General features: G+C 71.4%; 11 protein-coding genes and 1 pseudogene. 5 read left to right on the plus strand and 7 right to left on the minus strand.

Annotation, left to right across the window (positions count from 1 at the left end; genetic code table 11):
- Nucleotides 1-77 precede the first annotated feature (77 nt).
- Together IEZ20_RS09320 and metG are read left to right on the plus strand one after the other, a co-directional pair.
- Nucleotides 78-1,796, plus strand: coding sequence for a VWA domain-containing protein (locus IEZ20_RS09320; RefSeq protein ID WP_189296388.1), 1,719 nt, complete (start codon nt 78-80; stop codon nt 1,794-1,796).
- Nucleotides 1,797-1,902: 106 nt separating this feature from the next.
- On the plus strand, nt 1,903-3,618 hold the full coding sequence (metG, locus tag IEZ20_RS09325) for a methionine--tRNA ligase (RefSeq protein ID WP_189296389.1): 1,716 nt from the start codon (nt 1,903-1,905) through the stop codon (nt 3,616-3,618).
- 77 nt (nt 3,619-3,695) lie between these two features.
- On the opposite strand, the gene IEZ20_RS09330 is transcribed toward metG, so the two are convergent.
- Entirely contained in the window at nt 3,696-5,039 is a 1,344-nt protein-coding gene (locus IEZ20_RS09330; protein WP_308434652.1) for a pectate lyase family protein, read from the minus strand.
- Nucleotides 5,040-5,186: 147 nt separating this feature from the next.
- Here IEZ20_RS09330 and IEZ20_RS09335 point away from each other — a divergent pair, with 147 nt between their 5' ends.
- The gene (locus IEZ20_RS09335) at nt 5,187-5,897 is read left to right on the plus strand and encodes a nucleotidyl transferase AbiEii/AbiGii toxin family protein (protein ID WP_189296392.1); all 711 of its coding nucleotides are present in this window, start codon (nt 5,187-5,189) and stop codon (nt 5,895-5,897) included.
- 6 nt (nt 5,898-5,903) lie between these two features.
- Here the strand turns inward: IEZ20_RS09335 and IEZ20_RS09340 are convergent, their stop codons facing one another.
- On the minus strand, nt 5,904-6,797 hold the full coding sequence (locus IEZ20_RS09340) for an intradiol ring-cleavage dioxygenase (protein WP_229895989.1): 894 nt from the start codon (nt 6,795-6,797) through the stop codon (nt 5,904-5,906).
- 119 nt (nt 6,798-6,916) lie between these two features.
- A complete protein-coding gene (aspS, locus tag IEZ20_RS09345; RefSeq protein ID WP_189296394.1) occupies nt 6,917-8,680 on the minus strand; it encodes an aspartate--tRNA ligase in 1,764 nt (587 codons plus the stop codon).
- A 175-nt stretch (nt 8,681-8,855) separates the two neighbouring features.
- Here aspS and IEZ20_RS09350 point away from each other — a divergent pair, with 175 nt between their 5' ends.
- Nucleotides 8,856-11,018 (plus strand): SpoIIE family protein phosphatase, encoded by a 2,163-nt coding sequence (locus IEZ20_RS09350; RefSeq protein ID WP_189296396.1) that lies wholly within the window; start codon nt 8,856-8,858, stop codon nt 11,016-11,018.
- Here IEZ20_RS09350 and IEZ20_RS09355 read toward each other — a convergent pair.
- Complete coding sequence (locus tag IEZ20_RS09355; RefSeq protein ID WP_189296398.1) at nt 10,958-12,034, minus strand: AI-2E family transporter; 1,077 nt, start codon at nt 12,032-12,034, stop codon at nt 10,958-10,960. The two genes, IEZ20_RS09350 and IEZ20_RS09355, sit on opposite strands and share 61 nt — an antisense overlap.
- A gap of 158 nt (nt 12,035-12,192) precedes the next feature.
- On the opposite strand from IEZ20_RS09355, the gene IEZ20_RS09360 reads away from it, so the two are divergent.
- Nucleotides 12,193-12,618, plus strand: a complete 426-nt coding sequence (locus tag IEZ20_RS09360) for an SRPBCC family protein (protein ID WP_189296400.1) — start codon at nt 12,193-12,195, stop codon at nt 12,616-12,618.
- 69 nt (nt 12,619-12,687) lie between these two features.
- On the opposite strand, the pseudogene IEZ20_RS09365 reads toward IEZ20_RS09360, so the two are convergent.
- The 3 genes and pseudogenes from IEZ20_RS09365 to IEZ20_RS09375 all read right to left on the minus strand — a co-directional run.
- Nucleotides 12,688-13,386 (minus strand): annotated as a pseudogene (locus IEZ20_RS09365) (pirin family protein); the annotation flags it as partial.
- Between the two features lie 171 nt (nt 13,387-13,557).
- Nucleotides 13,558-14,034, minus strand: a complete 477-nt coding sequence (locus IEZ20_RS09370; protein WP_189296402.1) for an SseB family protein — start codon at nt 14,032-14,034, stop codon at nt 13,558-13,560.
- A 39-nt stretch (nt 14,035-14,073) separates the two neighbouring features.
- A complete protein-coding gene (locus tag IEZ20_RS09375) occupies nt 14,074-14,502 on the minus strand; it encodes a BP74-related protein (protein WP_189296404.1) in 429 nt (142 codons plus the stop codon).
- Between the last annotated feature and the right edge of the window lie 128 nt (nt 14,503-14,630).

Consider the following 14,630-nt stretch of genomic DNA (forward strand, 5'->3'; position numbering starts at 1 on the left):
ACGCGGGGCCGCTAACCTTACGTGTCCGTCCTGGCCAGCGATTGACGGGTTACAACCTCATGCGAAGGGTTGCGCACATGGGCATTCTCACTCTCCTGCGAAACGCATTCGGCCGCTCACGCAAACCCCGAGCCACCGAGCCGGAGGGTGCGCCCCAGACCCCCGAACCGCCGACCCCCACCACCCCGGTACCCGAACCCCGCCAGTCCTCCGCCTCCTCCGAACACGAACTGGTGACGGCGGCTTTCGCCAACATCCAGATCCCCGACCCCAACCCGGACGACACCGCTCCGGCCAAGGCCCGGGGTGAGGGTGAGACGGGCAAGACGGCCGAGGGGACAACCGCGGCCGAGACCGAGCCCGAGGAGATCACCGCGGCCAAGGCCGAGGACGAAGGTACGGCCGAGCCGGAGGAGAAGACCGAGGACCCCGCCGCGGTGACGGCCGAGCCGGAGCCGAAGGCCGAGGAACCCGCCGCGGTGACGGCCGAGCCGAAGACGGAGGAGGAGCCCGAGCCGTCGTCCCACGAGGCGGGGGAGGCCACGAAGACAACGATTCCGTCCGAGACCGAGGAAGCGGAGCCCCCGGCCCAGACCGGCGAGCAGCCCGCAACAGAACCGACGACGGACACGGAGCCGACCGGGGCGACCAGCACGGAGCCGACCGAGACGACCGGGGCGACCGACGCGGAACCGGCCGAGGCCGCGACGGCTCCCGAGCCGGTGAACGCGGAGGCGGCCGAGCCGGTGAACGCGGAGGCGGCCGCGGCCGTGGCGCCGGAACCGGTCGGTACCGAGGCAGCCGGACCGGCCGTGGAAGCGCAGGAGCCGGCGACCGAGCCTGCCCCGCCGACAGAAACGGCCTCGAAGCCCACCGAGCCGACGGCAGTCACCGAGGAGCCCGCTCCAGCCGCCGCCGAGCAGCCCGCACCCACCGATCAGCCCGCCGCCCCCACCGCCGAACCCACGGCCCCGCAGGCCGCCGACGGCGAGGACGCCCCACAGGTGGCACCCGCACCCGACGACGCAACCCGCACGGGTGGTGCGGGTGGGAACACGGACGCCGACGGCGAAGCCGAGGCGGCCGAGGCCACCGCCACCGACGCCGACGCCGACGCCGTCAAGGCCAAGCCCGCGACCACCCTCGCCAAGGTCAAGGCCCGCACCCCCGCCCTCACCACCGCCTACAAGGCCGCCGCGGCCACGCTGAAGAAGACGAACCTCACCGGCACCCGAGCGAAGCTCTACCTCGTCCTGGACCGCTCCGCGAGCATGCGCCCGTACTACAAGGACGGCTCCGCCCAGGCCCTCGCCGACCAGACCCTCGCCCTCGCCGCCCACCTCGACCCCGAGGCCACGGTCCACGTCGTCTTCTTCTCCACGGAGGTCGACGGCACCACCGACCTCACCCTCACCGCGGACCACGAGACCAAGATCGACGACGTGCACGCCGGCCTCGGCCGCATGGGCCGTACCAGCTACCACGCCGCCGTGGAGGCCGTACTCGCCCACCACCGGAAGACGGCCGACCCCGGCACCCCCGCCCTCGTCGTCTTCCAGACCGACGGCGCCCCGGACGCGAAGACCCCCGCCACCCAGGCCCTGACCGAGGCCGCGGAGAACCACCCGTCCGTGTTCTTCTCCTTCGTCGCCTTCGGTGAGCACGACAACAAGGCCTTCGACTACCTCCGCAAGCTGAAGACCGGCAACACGTCCTTCTTCCACGCGGGCCCCACCCCGCGCGAGCTGACGGACACCGAGCTGTACGACGGCGTTCTGGCGACCTGGCGCCCGTGATCCCGCGCCGCCCGCTTCTCACCCCGTAAAACGGGAAGCGGGCGGCATACACACGTCGGCTACGATTTCAAGGTTCGTACACGTAGCGACCTGGGAGCAGCCCCCGATGGCTCGACACCTCATCACCAGCGCCCTTCCCTACATCAACGGGATCAAGCACCTGGGCAACATGGTGGGGTCCATGCTCCCGGCGGACGTGTACTCCCGGTACCTCCGCCAGCGCGGCCACGACGTGCTGTACATCTGCGCGACCGACGAGCACGGCACCCCCGCCGAGCTGGCCGCCAAGGAGCAGGGCCTCCCGGTCGCCGAGTTCTGCGCGCAGGCGCACGACGCCCAGAAGGCGGTCTACGACGGCTTCGCGCTGGCCTTCGACTACTTCGGCCGCAGCTCCAGCCCGGAGAACCGCGAGATCACCCAGCACTTCGCCCGCAAGCTGAACGAGAACGGCTTCATCGAAGAGCGCGCGATCCGCCAGGTCTACTCGCCCGCCGACGGCCGCTTCCTGCCGGACCGCTACGTCGAGGGCACCTGCCCCCACTGCGGCTACGACAAGGCCCGCGGCGACCAGTGCGAGAACTGCACCCGCGTCCTGGACCCGACCGACCTGATCAACCCGCGCTCGGCGATCTCCGGCTCCACCGACCTGGAGGTCCGCGAGACCAAGCACCTCTTCCTGCTCCAGTCCAAGCTGCAGCACGAGGTCGAGGCCTGGGTCGCCCGGCACGAGGCGGACTGGCCGCAGCTGGCCTCCTCCATCGCCCGCAAGTGGCTGAACGAGGGCCTGCACGACCGGGCGATCACCCGTGACCTGGACTGGGGCGTCCCGGTCCCGGCGGACACCTGGCCGGAGCTGGCGGCCGAGGGCAAGGTCTTCTACGTCTGGTTCGACGCCCCGATCGAGTACATCGGCGCGACGAAGGAGTGGGCGGACCAGGACCCGGAGAACCGCGACTGGAAGTCGTGGTGGTACGACGCGGACACCGAGGTCCGGTACACGGAGTTCATGGCCAAGGACAACGTCCCCTTCCACACGGTGATGTTCCCGGCCACCGAGCTGGGCGTGCGCGAGCCGTGGAAGAAGGTCGACTACGTCAAGGCGTTCAACTGGCTGACGTACTACGGCGGCAAGTTCTCCACCTCGCAGAAGCGGGGCGTCTTCACCGACCAGGCGCTGGACATCCTGCCCGCCGACTACTGGCGCTACTTCCTGATCGCCAACGCCCCCGAGTCGGACGACTCGTCCTTCACCTGGGAGCACTTCACCGCGACGGTCAACAAGGACCTGGCCGACACCCTCGGCAACTTCGTCAACCGCGTGCTGTCCTTCTCCAAGAAGCGCTTCGGCGAGGAGGTCCCCGCGGGCGGCGAGCCGGGTGAGGCGGAGGCGCGGCTCGGCGAGCAGATCGCCGAACTCCTCGCGGAGTACGAGTCGCAGATGGAGGCCCTCCAGTTCCGCAAGGCCGCCGCGGCCCTGCGCGCCCTGTGGTCGGCCGGCAACTCCTACCTGGAGGAGAAGGCCCCCTGGCTGGAGATCAAGACCGACAAGGAGGGCGCGGCCCTCACCCTGCGTACGGCGATGAACCTGATCCACCTGTACGCGGTGGTCTCCGAGCCCTTCATCCCGGCGACGGCGAAGACGATGCGCGAGGCGTTCTCCCTCGCCGGCGACACCGCCGCCTGGGTGAGCCGGGACGAGGCGAAGGCCCTGGCGTCCGTGCCGGCCGGCACCCCGTTCACGGTCCCGCCGGTGCTGTTCGCCAAGCTGACGGACGAGGACCTGGAGACGTACAAGGAGCGCTTCGGCGGCGAGGAAGGCTGACCGGGGCCCGACGGGCCTGATCCGCGCCGAAGGGCGCCGAGCCGGATGGCTCGGCGCCCTCTCGCATGCGGCCCGGGCTACTTGAGCACGCCCGCGCCGGTCGTGTCCGCCAGCTCCGCCGGCAGGTTCTTCGCCGACGTCTCCAGGCCCGCGGTGAGCGTCGGCGTCCAGTTCACGGTCGTCTGGATCTTCTTCGAGCTCGCGGCGTTGTACGCGGCGACCAGGTCGGTGACCGTGCCGTTGACCAGGTTGCCGCTGCCCGCGACGGAGCCGGTGCCGTCACCGCTGAGCAGCTTGGCTACCTTGCCGCCGGAGGGCACCGTCCAGTAGTTGGCCTGCGCGACGACCTGGGCCTTGGCGCGGGAGTTGATGCTGTACTGGGGCGCGTAGCCGTCGAGGGGCGTCGTGTCGTACAGGTTGTTGTAGAGATGCACCTGGCCGATGCGGGTCAGCGGGGCCCGCTGGACGATGCCCTTCCACACGTTGTGGTGGAGGGAGACCCGGAGCTTGCCGGTGCTGTCGGTGTCGCTGGAGCCGATCAGCATCGTCTTGTCGTGGTCGGTGAACCGGTTCCGCTCGACGGTCACCAGGTCGGAGCCCTTGGTGATGTCCAGGGCGCCGTCGTGGATCTGGTACTCGCGGCCGAAGTACTTCGGGTTCGCCTTGTCGAAGTGGGGCGCGTCGGTGAACGTGTTGTGGTCCGCCCAGACGTGGGTCGCACCGCGCAGGGTGACCGAGTCGTAGTCCGAGTTCCAGTTGCCGTCGTCGCCGTCGGTGGGGTCCCACTGCGGGAAGCAGTCCTCGGTGGCGGAGAAGGCCAGGTTGCGGACGATGACGTTGTCCACGTTCTGGATCTGGAGCATGCCGCCGGTGATCCCCGCGTTGGTGCCGGGCACGCCCACGATCGAGGTGTTGGCCGGCACCTTGAAGACGATGTTCTTCGCCTGCCTGGCCTGGGCGGCGGCGCGGGCCTTCTCCTGGGTGCCGGAGGGCAGCTTGGAGCGGCCGTAGGTGGCGGGGTCGTAGGCCTTGAGGTAGGCCGACAGCGAGTAGCCGGTGCCGGAGGCGTAGTCGGCGCAGGTCAGCTTCTTGCCGCTGTCGTCGGTGTTGGCGTCGATGGTGCCCTTGACCTTGATGATCCGGGGCGTGGTGTCGGACGCCGAGCCCAGCGCCTTCACCAGCTGGGCCCGGGTGGAGACGGTGAAGGTGTGCGCGGAGTCGGCCTTCGCCCCGCCGGTGGTCCCCGTGCCGGAGGCGGCCCAGCCGTCCTTGGCGGCGAGGGTCTGGTGGTAGAGGTCGACGGCGTCGGCGTTGGCGTTCATCACGAACACCCCGGCGCCGACACCCGCGGCCACGACGGCGGCGGACACGGCGAGGGTGCGCCGCTTGCGGAGGGACCGGCGGTGGGAGGGAGCTGCCACGGAGGAGTCCTTAGGAGTCTGTCGAACATGCCTTACGACTCCTCAGTGGCCGCCGCCCGCAAGGACGTTGCCGCCGCCGCGGGAAATTTCCCGTCCGGCCCGGTCAGGCGGCGCGCATGCGGGGCGGGAAGCCGGAAAAATCCTCCCGTGGACATCCCCGAACCCCATCACCGGCTCCTCGCGGACGTCGTCCCGGCGGGCGGCCCGTACGGTCTGGTACTGGCCGGCGGCTACGCCCTCGAAGCGCACGGACTGCTCCGCCGGCCGCACGCCGACCTGGACCTCGCCACCGAGAGCGGCGAGCCGATGGAGCACATCGCCGGTGGCGTCGCCGCGGCCCTGGAGGCGCGAGGGCGGCGGGTGCGGACCGGTGCGGTGACCGCGCTCACCGCACAGCTGACGGTCACGGACCCGCCGAGCGGCGAGGAGTGCGCGCTGGCGCTGCACAAGGAGGCGTTCTGGCAGCCCCCGGAGCTCACCGCGTACGGCCCGGCGCTCTCCCTGGCGGACGCCGTCGGTACGAAGATCCGGGCCCTGTACGACCGGGGCGCGGCCGTCGACCTCATCGACGCGCAGGCCTGCGCGGCCCGGTTCTCCCTGCCCGACCTGGAGGAACTGGGCCGCCGGCACGCCCACGACCCGTTCGACCTGCCCACCCTCCAGTCCCGCCTGACCGGCACGGACTTCTACGCCGACCGGGACTTCCTGCGCCACGGACTGGACGAGGCCGCCGTCGCCGCCCTACGCGCCTGGGCCCAGCACTGGTCCGACGACATCGCCGAACGCCTCCTGGAGGAGGGCGCCTCCCCGGACACCGAGCCGGATGAACAGGAGGAGCAGGGCGGGCAGGGCGGCTGATCGGGGTCAGCGGCCGTCGTGCGTCTCGTCCGGGGCCACGCCCAGGGTGAGGTGCGCCCGGACGCCGCGCGCGATGTGCCTGCGGTCGTACGTCAGGTACAGCAGACCGCCCGCGTGCCCGTTGCCCGGGTAGAGGGTGTCCTCGTCGAGCGTGGTGCGGGTGGTGGTGTTGGTGGAGTACGGCGCGACGTCCTCCGTCAGCAGCACGGCCTGCTCGGCGAAGAACAGCTGCCCGGTGTGGCAGGTGTGTCCGCCCTCGTACCCGGCGTCCGTCCAGGTGCCGTCGACGTGCACCTTGACGTGGATGTGCACGCAGCGGCCCTGGTACCAGCCGGGGAAGACGGTCCGGAAGGTGACGTACCCGTGTGTGTCGGTGCGCCAGGTGCCGCGCAGGTAGCGGCTGTCGTCGGTGGGCTCCTGGTGACCGCCGCCACCGCCGCCGGGACCGCCGGAGGGCGGCGCGCCGGTGGGCGTACCGGTCGGGGCTCCGGTGGGGGCGTCCGTCGGGGCGGGGCCGCCTCCGCCGCCCCCGCCGCTGCCCGAAGCCTCGTACCCGGAGTAGACGCCCACCGCGTTGCAGTGCCAGATGTCGACGGCCGCGTCCTTCAGCGGCTTGCAGGTCTCCGCGTCGATCACCTTCAGGGTGAGCGTCAGCGGGATGCCGTCCTGGTCCTCGGTGACGTCCCGCCGGATCTTGTCGGCGTCGATGTAGTAGGGGCCCTCCACGGTCTCGGAGGTCAGCGTGTAGCAGAGGTCCGCGGCTGTGTCGTCGTCGGCGGACGCGTCGACGGCCAGGGCGCCGCCCAGGCCCACGGCCACGGCGGTGGCACCGCCCGCCATGAGCACCGTACGACGGGACAGCTCGCGGTCTCTGCGACCGGATTCGGGGGTCTCGTTCATGAGCCGGGACCGTAGGGACGCAACCTGTCACCGAGCCCGGAGACGGCTGTGCGCGCCGATCGTCAAGAGCCAGTCAGGACAGATCGGCGCGCACAGGCGGTGCTCGTCGCGGTGCCGTGTTACTTCGGCTGCGGCTTCCTGATGCTCAGGTGCAGCTCGCGCAGGCGGGACTCGTCCAGCTCGGTCGGGGCGCCCATCATCAGGTCCTGGGCGTTGCCGTTGAGCGGGAAGGCGATCGTCTCGCGGATGTTGGGCTCGTCCGCGAGGAGCATGACGATGCGGTCCACGCCCGGGGCGATGCCGCCGTGCGGCGGGGCGCCGAAGCGGAACGCGCGGAGCATGCCCGCGAACTTCTCCTCGACGGTCTCCCGGTCGTAGCCCGCGATCTCGAAGGCCTTGAGCATGATCTCCGGGTCGTGGTTCCGGATCGCGCCGGAGGACAGCTCGACGCCGTTGCAGACGATGTCGTACTGCCAGCCCAGGATGTCCAGCGGGTCCTGGGTCTCAAGGGCCTCCAGGCCACCCTGCGGCATCGAGAAGGGGTTGTGGGAGAAGTCGATCCCGCCGGTCTCCTCGTCCTTCTCGTACATCGGGAAGTCGACGATCCAGCAGAAGCGGAAGACGCCCTCCTCGAAGTGGCCGGCGCGCTTGGCCGCCTCCACGCGGACCGCGCCCATGATCTTCGAGACCTCGTCGTACTCGCCCGCGCCGAAGAAGACGGCGTGGCCGGGGGCCAGGGAGAGGCGCTTGGTCAGCTCCGCGACGTTCGCCTCGGTGAGGAACTTCGCGATCGGGCCGGACAGCGAGCCGTCCTCGCCGACGCGCACCCAGGCCAGGCCCTTGGCGCCCTGCTCGACGGCGTACTCACCGAGCTGGTCGAAGAACTTGCGGGGCTGCCCGGAGACGTCCGGCACCGGCAGCGCGCGCACGTGCTTGCCCGCGAAGGCCTTGAACTCCGAGCCCTCGAAGACGTCGGTGATGTCCACCAGCTCCAGCTTGGCGCGCAGGTCCGGCTTGTCGGAGCCGTACTTCGCCATCGCCTCGCGGAACGGGATGCGCGGGAAGGGGGAGGTGACGTGGCGGCCGCCGCCGAACTCCTCGAACAGCTCGGTCATGAGCTTCTCGATCGGCTGGAAGACGTCCTCCTGCTCGACGAAGCTCATCTCGACGTCGAGCTGGTAGAACTCGCCCGGCGAGCGGTCGGCGCGGGCGTCCTCGTCGCGGAAGCAGGGCGCGATCTGGAAGTAGCGGTCGAAGCCGGAGATCATCAGCAGCTGCTTGAACTGCTGCGGGGCCTGCGGCAGGGCGTAGAACTTGCCGGGGTGCACCCGGGAGGGCACCACGTAGTCGCGCGCGCCCTCGGGGGAGGTGGCGGACAGGATCGGCGTCGCCATCTCGTTGAAGCCCATCGCCGCCATCTTCTGGCGCATCGCGGAGATCACGGCCGTGCGCAGCATGATGTTGCGGTGCATGCGCTCGCGGCGCAGGTCCAGGAAGCGGTACTCCAGGCGCCGCTCCTCGTTGACCCCGTCCTCGGTGTTGATGGTGAAGGGCAGGGGCTGGGCCGCGCCGAGCAGCTCGACCTCGGCGACCTCGACCTCGACCTCGCCGGTGGGCAGGTCGGGGTTCACGTTCTCGGTTCCACGTGAAACGACCTGGCCGTCGACGCGGACCGTGGACTCCTTGGAGAGCTTGTCCAGGGCCTCGTACGCGGGCGTGCCGGGACGGGCGACCAGCTGCGTGATGCCGTAGTGGTCGCGCAGATCGATGAAGAGGATGCCGCCCAGGTCGCGCCGATTGTGCAGCCAGCCACTCAGCCGGACGTCGGTGCCGACGTCAGAGGCGCGGAGCTGGCCGCAGGTGTGGGACCTGTACCGATGCATCGTCGTTCATCGTCCTTCGTGGTGGGGTTTCTCCTGCCGGCTCTGCGGACCGGCGGGAACGGGCACGGGGCCCGGACCCATCAAGGGTACCGGGCACCCCCAGCTCGGCTCCCCACCATTACCGCGTGCCCGCCTACGGTGGCAGGCACCAGCCATATCTTCCTAAAGTGGGGCAATGCGCACCAGCGAGCCCCTTCCGTCCACCGAGGACGTCCTCGCCGCCCTCGCGACCGGGCTCTGGCACTGGGACACGGCCACCGGACTGGTGACCGTGGACGCGGAGGCGGCGCGGCTGCTCGGCCTGCCCGCGGAGCCGGCCACCCTCACCGAGGCCCAGACCCGGGCCCGGTTCCACCCGGTCGACTGGAACGAGATCACCGGTGTGGTGCGGCTGGCGGTCGCCGAGGGCACCCTCGCCGAGGTGCGCATCCGGATCATGAACGCCGACGGCGAGATCCTGCGGGTGGTCCGCAGCCGCTCCAAGCCGTCGTTCGACCCCGAGCGGCACGCGTACGAACTGATCGGCACCCTCCAGGAGGTGACCGAGCCGACCCCGGGCACGGCGGCCGCCCGCAGCGCGGTCACCGGCGACTGGCGGCGCTCCCGGGAGGCGTTCCTGCTGGACGCCGGCCGGGCGCTGGCGGAGGCCCGGTCCACGGCCGAGGTGCTGCGGGTGGCCGGCGGCCTGTCGATGCCGGGGTTCTCCCCGGACGGGCTCGTGGTCTTCGGCGTCCAGGGCGACCGGCTGACCATCACCGGCCAGCACGGGCACCAGCCCGGCGACATGAACCCCTTCTCCGACATGCCGCTGGACACCGACTACCCGGCCGCCGAGGTCGTCCGCACCGGACGGGCCGTGTACCTGTCCTCCCCGGAGGAGTACAAGGAGCGCTACCCGGTGACCTGGCCGCTGGCCCGGGTCTTCGGCCGCCACTCGTGGGCCTTCCTGCCGCTGACGGCGGCCGGACGCACGATGGGCGCCTGGATGGCCGCCTTCACCTACCCGGTGGCCTTCACCCCGGACGAGCGGGCGGTGCTGACCACGGTCGCCCGGATGCTCGCCCAGGCGCTGTCCCGGGCCGGGGTCGCCGAGTCCGAGCGGGAGCTGACGGAAGGCCTGCAACGCTCCATGCTGCCCTCGCTGGGCCCGGAGATCCCGGGGATGCGGGTCACCGCCCGGTACATCCCGACCGGCGGCGGCCTCCAGGTCGGCGGCGACTGGTACGACCTGATCCCGCTGCCCTCCGGGCGGTTCGCGCTGGTCATCGGGGACGTCCAGGGGCACGACGTGCGCGCGGCCGGCCTCATGGGCCAGCTGCGGATCGCGCTGCGCGCCTACGCCGCCGAGGGGCACCGCCCGGACGCCGTCCTCTCCCGCGCCTCCCGTTTCCTGCACGGCATCACGCAGGCCTCCGGTGACGACCCGCACCCCGACCCGCGCTTCGCGACCTGCCTGTACGCGGAGGCCGACCCGCCGACCGGCCGGCTGGAGATCGCCCGCGCCGGGCACCCGCACCCGGTGATCCGGATGGCGGACGGCACAGTGATGATGCGGCCGACGGTGGGCGGGCTGCCGCTGGGCATCGACCCGGACGCCGACTACCCGACGACCCGGTTCACCCTGGAACCCGGCGAGACGCTGATGCTGTGCACCGACGGCCTGATCGAGACCGGCGGGCACGACATGGAGAGCGGCTGGCGCAGGCTCCGCCAGACCCTGGAGGACCACCGGGGCGACCTGGAGTCCCTGGCGGACACGCTGGTGCAGGCCGTGCACGGGCCGTCCTCGCACCACACCACCGGCCCGCTGGCCGACCGCCGCGAGGACGACATCGCGTTGCTGCTGCTGTGCCGGCCGGGGGAGGGCTGCGGCTGCGGCGACACCGTCGCGGTACGGCCGCGGGTGCGGAGGACGCTGCTGTCGGTGGCGCAGGACGAGCCGGACCGGATCGCCGAGGCCCGCCAGCACCTGCGCGAGCTGCTGCACGACTGGGCGTCGGCCGACCAGCTGGACTCGGCGGTGCTGCTGGTCTCCGAGATGATCACCAACGTGCTGGTGCACACGGACGCCGACGCGCTGCTGCTCGCCGAGGTCATCGGCGAGGGGGCCGGCCGGCGGCTGCGGGTGGAGGTCTTCGACAGCGGCGACGACCTGCCGCACCGGCGCCGCCCCGGCGAGCTGGCCTCCTCCGGCCGCGGCCTGATGCTGATCGAACTCCTCGCGGACGCGTGGGGGGTGGACCCGCGGGGCGAGGGCAAGAGCATCTGGTTCGAGCTCTACGAGCCCGGGGGCCCGTCGGCCGGGGCGTCGGACGAGGTGGCGGAGGAGGTGGCGTAGCGCTCCCTCAGCTCCTCGACGACCCCGAAGGCCGCCGCGGTCAGCGGGACCGCGAGGAGCATGCCGAGGATGCCCGCGACGGAGGCGCCCGCGGTGATCGCCAGCATCACCACGGCCGGATGCATCTGCACGGTCCGGCTCTGGATCACCGGCTGCAGCACGTGCCCCTCCAGCACCTGCACCGCGAGCACCACCCCGAGCGCCCACAGCGCGATCACGAAACCCCGGTCGGCGAGGGCGACCAGCACGGCCACCGTGCCGGAGATGAACGCGCCGAGATAGGGGATGTAGGCGCCGACGAAGACGAGCGCGCCGAGGCCGACCGCGCCGGGCACCCGCAGGACCAGCAGGCCGACGGTGATGCACAGGGCGTCGATCAGGGCGATGAGGGTCGTCCCGCGCATGAACCCCTCCACCGCGGCGAAGGCCCGCCGGGCGATGGCCTCCAGGGTGTCGGCGGTGTCGCCGGGCGCGACCGAGCGCAGGGCGCCCACGGCCCGTTGGGAGTCGCGCAGGAAGAAGAAGACGAGCAGCAGCGCGAGCACGGCCATGGCGAGGGACTCGGCGACGACGCTGACCCCGCTGATGACGTTGGACACGGCCGTCCCGCCGAACTTGCGCAGCAGATCGCGCGCGTTGCCGGCCAGGTCGTCGAGGCTGGTCCCGGCGGCCCCGAAGTGCCGCGCGACCCCCTTGGCGGCCTCCCGCAGCGAGGAGACGATCTGGTCGCCGGTGTCGATGAGCGCGGCGACGACGACGTACACGGCGCCGCCCACCACGGTGAGGACGGCGACACAGGTGATCCCCGCCGCCACCGACGCCTGCACCCCCGCGCGCACCATCCGCCGGTACAACGGCCCGAGCAGCGCGGTCCCGAGCAGCGCGAGTAGCACCGGCGTGACGGCCGTGCGCAGCTCCCCGCACAGCCGTACCGCCACCCACCCCACGCCCGCGGCGAGCAGCAGCACGACACACCATGCGGCGAACCGCCGTACGGGAACCGGAAGGAACTGCACGCCACCAGCGCACCACGACCGCCCCCGGCTGTCCCGCGGCACGGGCCGGGCGGGTGAGGGCGGGGTCCGCCGGTGCGCTGTCTTGCGGGGCGACGGGGCCGCGGCGCACGCTGGAAGGACCCGATGGTCCGGCCACCGGCCAGAAGGCGAGGTTCACGATGAGCAGGCTGGAAGAGCACATCGACATCAACGCCCCCGCGCAGAAGGTCTGGGACCGGCTGCACGACGTCAAGGCGTACCCGGCGTTCATCGACGGTGTCCAGCGCGCCCGTCCGCAGGGCGCCGGCCGCGCCCGTCTCGACGTCCGCGCCGGCAGTGTGCAGCGGGAGTTCGCGGCCGTCCTCGACGACCGCGCGAGCGACCAGGTCATCTCCTGGCAGACGGAGGGCAGCCCGGAGCTGAAGGGAACCCTGTCGGTACGGCCGCTGGACCGCGACCACAGCCAGGTACAGATCCGTCTGGAGTACGAGCCGGGGGCCGTCCAGGACGCCTTCGGCGGCCCGAAGGGAATGGCCCAGGTCCACCGCGTCGAGAACACGGTCCGCGGGGACCTGCAGCAGCTGAAGAGTCTGCTGGAGGGATAGGCGCCCACACGGGCGAAGCCCCGCCCTCGATACGGACGGGGCTTCGCCGTGCGGGCGGCCGGCGAGGGCCTACAGCCCGCCCTCGGTCATCCCGTGCACCGCCGGGACCGTTCCGAGGCGGCCCTTCTGGAAGTCCTCGAAGGCCTGCATCAGCTCGGCCTTGGTGTTCATGACGAACGGGCCGTAGTGGGCCATCGGCTCCCGGATCGGCTGCCCGCCGAGGAGGACGACCTCCAGGTCCGGGGTGTGCGCGTCCTGCTTCTCGTCCGCGCGGACGGTCAGCGAGGAGCCGGCGCCGAAGACGGCCGTCTGGCCCTGGTGGACCGGGCGGCGCTGCGTCCCCACGCTGCCGCGGCCCGCGAGGACGTACGCCAGACCGTTGAAGTCCTCCCGCCACGGCAGGGTGATCTCCGCGCCCGGGGCGAGGGTCGCGTGGATCATCGTGATCGGCGTGTGCGTGATGCCCGGGCCCTGGTGGCCGTCCAGCTCACCGGCGATGACACGCAGCAGCGCGCCGCCGTCGGGGGAGGTGAGCAGCTGGACGTTGCCGCCGCGGATGTCCTGGTAGCGCGGGGCCATCATCTTGTCCTTGGCGGGGAGGTTCACCCACAGCTGGAGCCCGTGGAAGAGGCCGCCGGACATGACGAGCGACTCCGGCGGGGCCTCGATGTGCAGCAGGCCGGAGCCCGCCGTCATCCACTGGGTGTCGCCGTTGGTGATGGTCCCCCCACCGCCCTGGCTGTCCTGGTGGTCGAAGACGCCGTCGATTGCAGGCATGGTGGGTACCTCCTTGGTACGCCCACTTTAGTTGAGCGTTGAACTTCTTGCCAGCCAGAACAGAGAAAGCCCGGAGGACATTCCCTCCGGGCCCGGTCGTGCGAGATGTGCTGCGGGGTGTGCTGTGGAGTGCGTCGTCGGGCACGCCGCGAGCCGAGCGGCTCAGCCGCCGTACATACGGCGCATCGCGAAGTCGACCATCTGCTCGACCGCCTTCGCGTCGAACACCATCCGGTGCTCGCCCTCCATGTCCAGGACGAAGCCGTAGCCGGTCGGCAGCAGGTCGATCACCTCGGCACCGGTGATCACGAAGTACTTGGACTCCTTGCCCGCGTACCGGCGCAGCTCCTTCAGCGAGGTGAACATCGGGATCACCGGCTGCTGGGTGTTGTGCAGAGCGAGGAAGCCGGGGGTGTCGCCGCGCGGGCAGTACACCTTCGACGTGGCGAAGATCTGCTGGAAGTCCTCGGCGGACATCTGGCCGGTGGTGAAGGCGCGCACCGCGTCCGCGAGCGAGGGCGGGGACGGCTCGGGGTACAGCGGCGGCTGCTGCCCGTATCCGCCGGCCATCGGCTGCTGCGGCGGGGCGTACTGCTGCTGGGCAGCGCCCCCGTCCATGGACTGGCCGTATCCGTACATGAACGCAAGCGTACCGAGCCGCCCCGCCGCCCGAGCGGCCTACGGGGCCGGAACCTCACGGACCAGCCGGGAGGTCCAGGGGCACCAGACGTACCCGGGCAGGAAGGCGCCGCCCGCCTCGTCCAGGTGGTCCTCGACGTAGGGGAGCGTGGCGTCGCAGACCTCGATGGCGACGTCGAAGAAATCGACGGTGTCCGGGTGGTAGTGGAAGGACCACCTGGGGTTGTAGGGGGCCGTGCGCGGAACGATCCGCCCCAGGAGGTGCGGCCGGTCGGTGGTCACGCCGTTGACCAGGTCCCGGGCGTGCTGGATCTTGGCCGGGTCGTCGATCCGGACGATCGCCCGCTCGTGGGTGATGTCGGTGAACTCGAAGTAGGCGTGGTCCGCCGCCTGGGAGGGATGGGCCAGCCCGACGGTGAGCATCGCCGCCGCCGCCATTCCGCCCAGCCTGGTCAGGAGTCGTCGCATGAGTGCCTCCGCGCACGAGAGGGGATCGGGCAATCACCGAACGTAGCGACCGGATTACGCGACGTGCCCTAAACGGAGGCATGGATTCACTCGGACGGCGGAGGCGCACGGGGTCGCCGGAGGCGCAC

It is taken from the genome of Streptomyces cinerochromogenes, assembly GCF_014648635.1.
Lineage (GTDB): Bacteria > Actinomycetota > Actinomycetes > Streptomycetales > Streptomycetaceae > Streptomyces > Streptomyces cinerochromogenes.

Bases quoted from the DNA above. Each gene is read 5' to 3' on its own strand.
- IEZ20_RS09340 (WP_229895989.1), bottom strand. From the start codon at position 6,797: ATGAACGAGACCCCCGAATCCGGTCGCAGAGACCGCGAGCTGTCCCGT.
- IEZ20_RS09350 (WP_189296396.1), top strand. From the start codon at position 8,856: ATGCGCACCAGCGAGCCCCTTCCGTCCACCGAGGACGTCCTCGCCGCC.
- metG (WP_189296389.1), top strand. From the start codon at position 1,903: ATGGCTCGACACCTCATCACCAGCGCCCTTCCCTACATCAACGGGATC.
- aspS (WP_189296394.1), bottom strand. From the start codon at position 8,680: ATGCATCGGTACAGGTCCCACACCTGCGGCCAGCTCCGCGCCTCTGAC.
- IEZ20_RS09375 (WP_189296404.1), bottom strand. From the start codon at position 14,502: ATGCGACGACTCCTGACCAGGCTGGGCGGAATGGCGGCGGCGGCGATG.
- IEZ20_RS09360 (WP_189296400.1), top strand. From the start codon at position 12,193: ATGAGCAGGCTGGAAGAGCACATCGACATCAACGCCCCCGCGCAGAAG.
- IEZ20_RS09320 (WP_189296388.1), top strand. From the start codon at position 78: ATGGGCATTCTCACTCTCCTGCGAAACGCATTCGGCCGCTCACGCAAA.
- IEZ20_RS09370 (WP_189296402.1), bottom strand. From the start codon at position 14,034: ATGTACGGATACGGCCAGTCCATGGACGGGGGCGCTGCCCAGCAGCAG.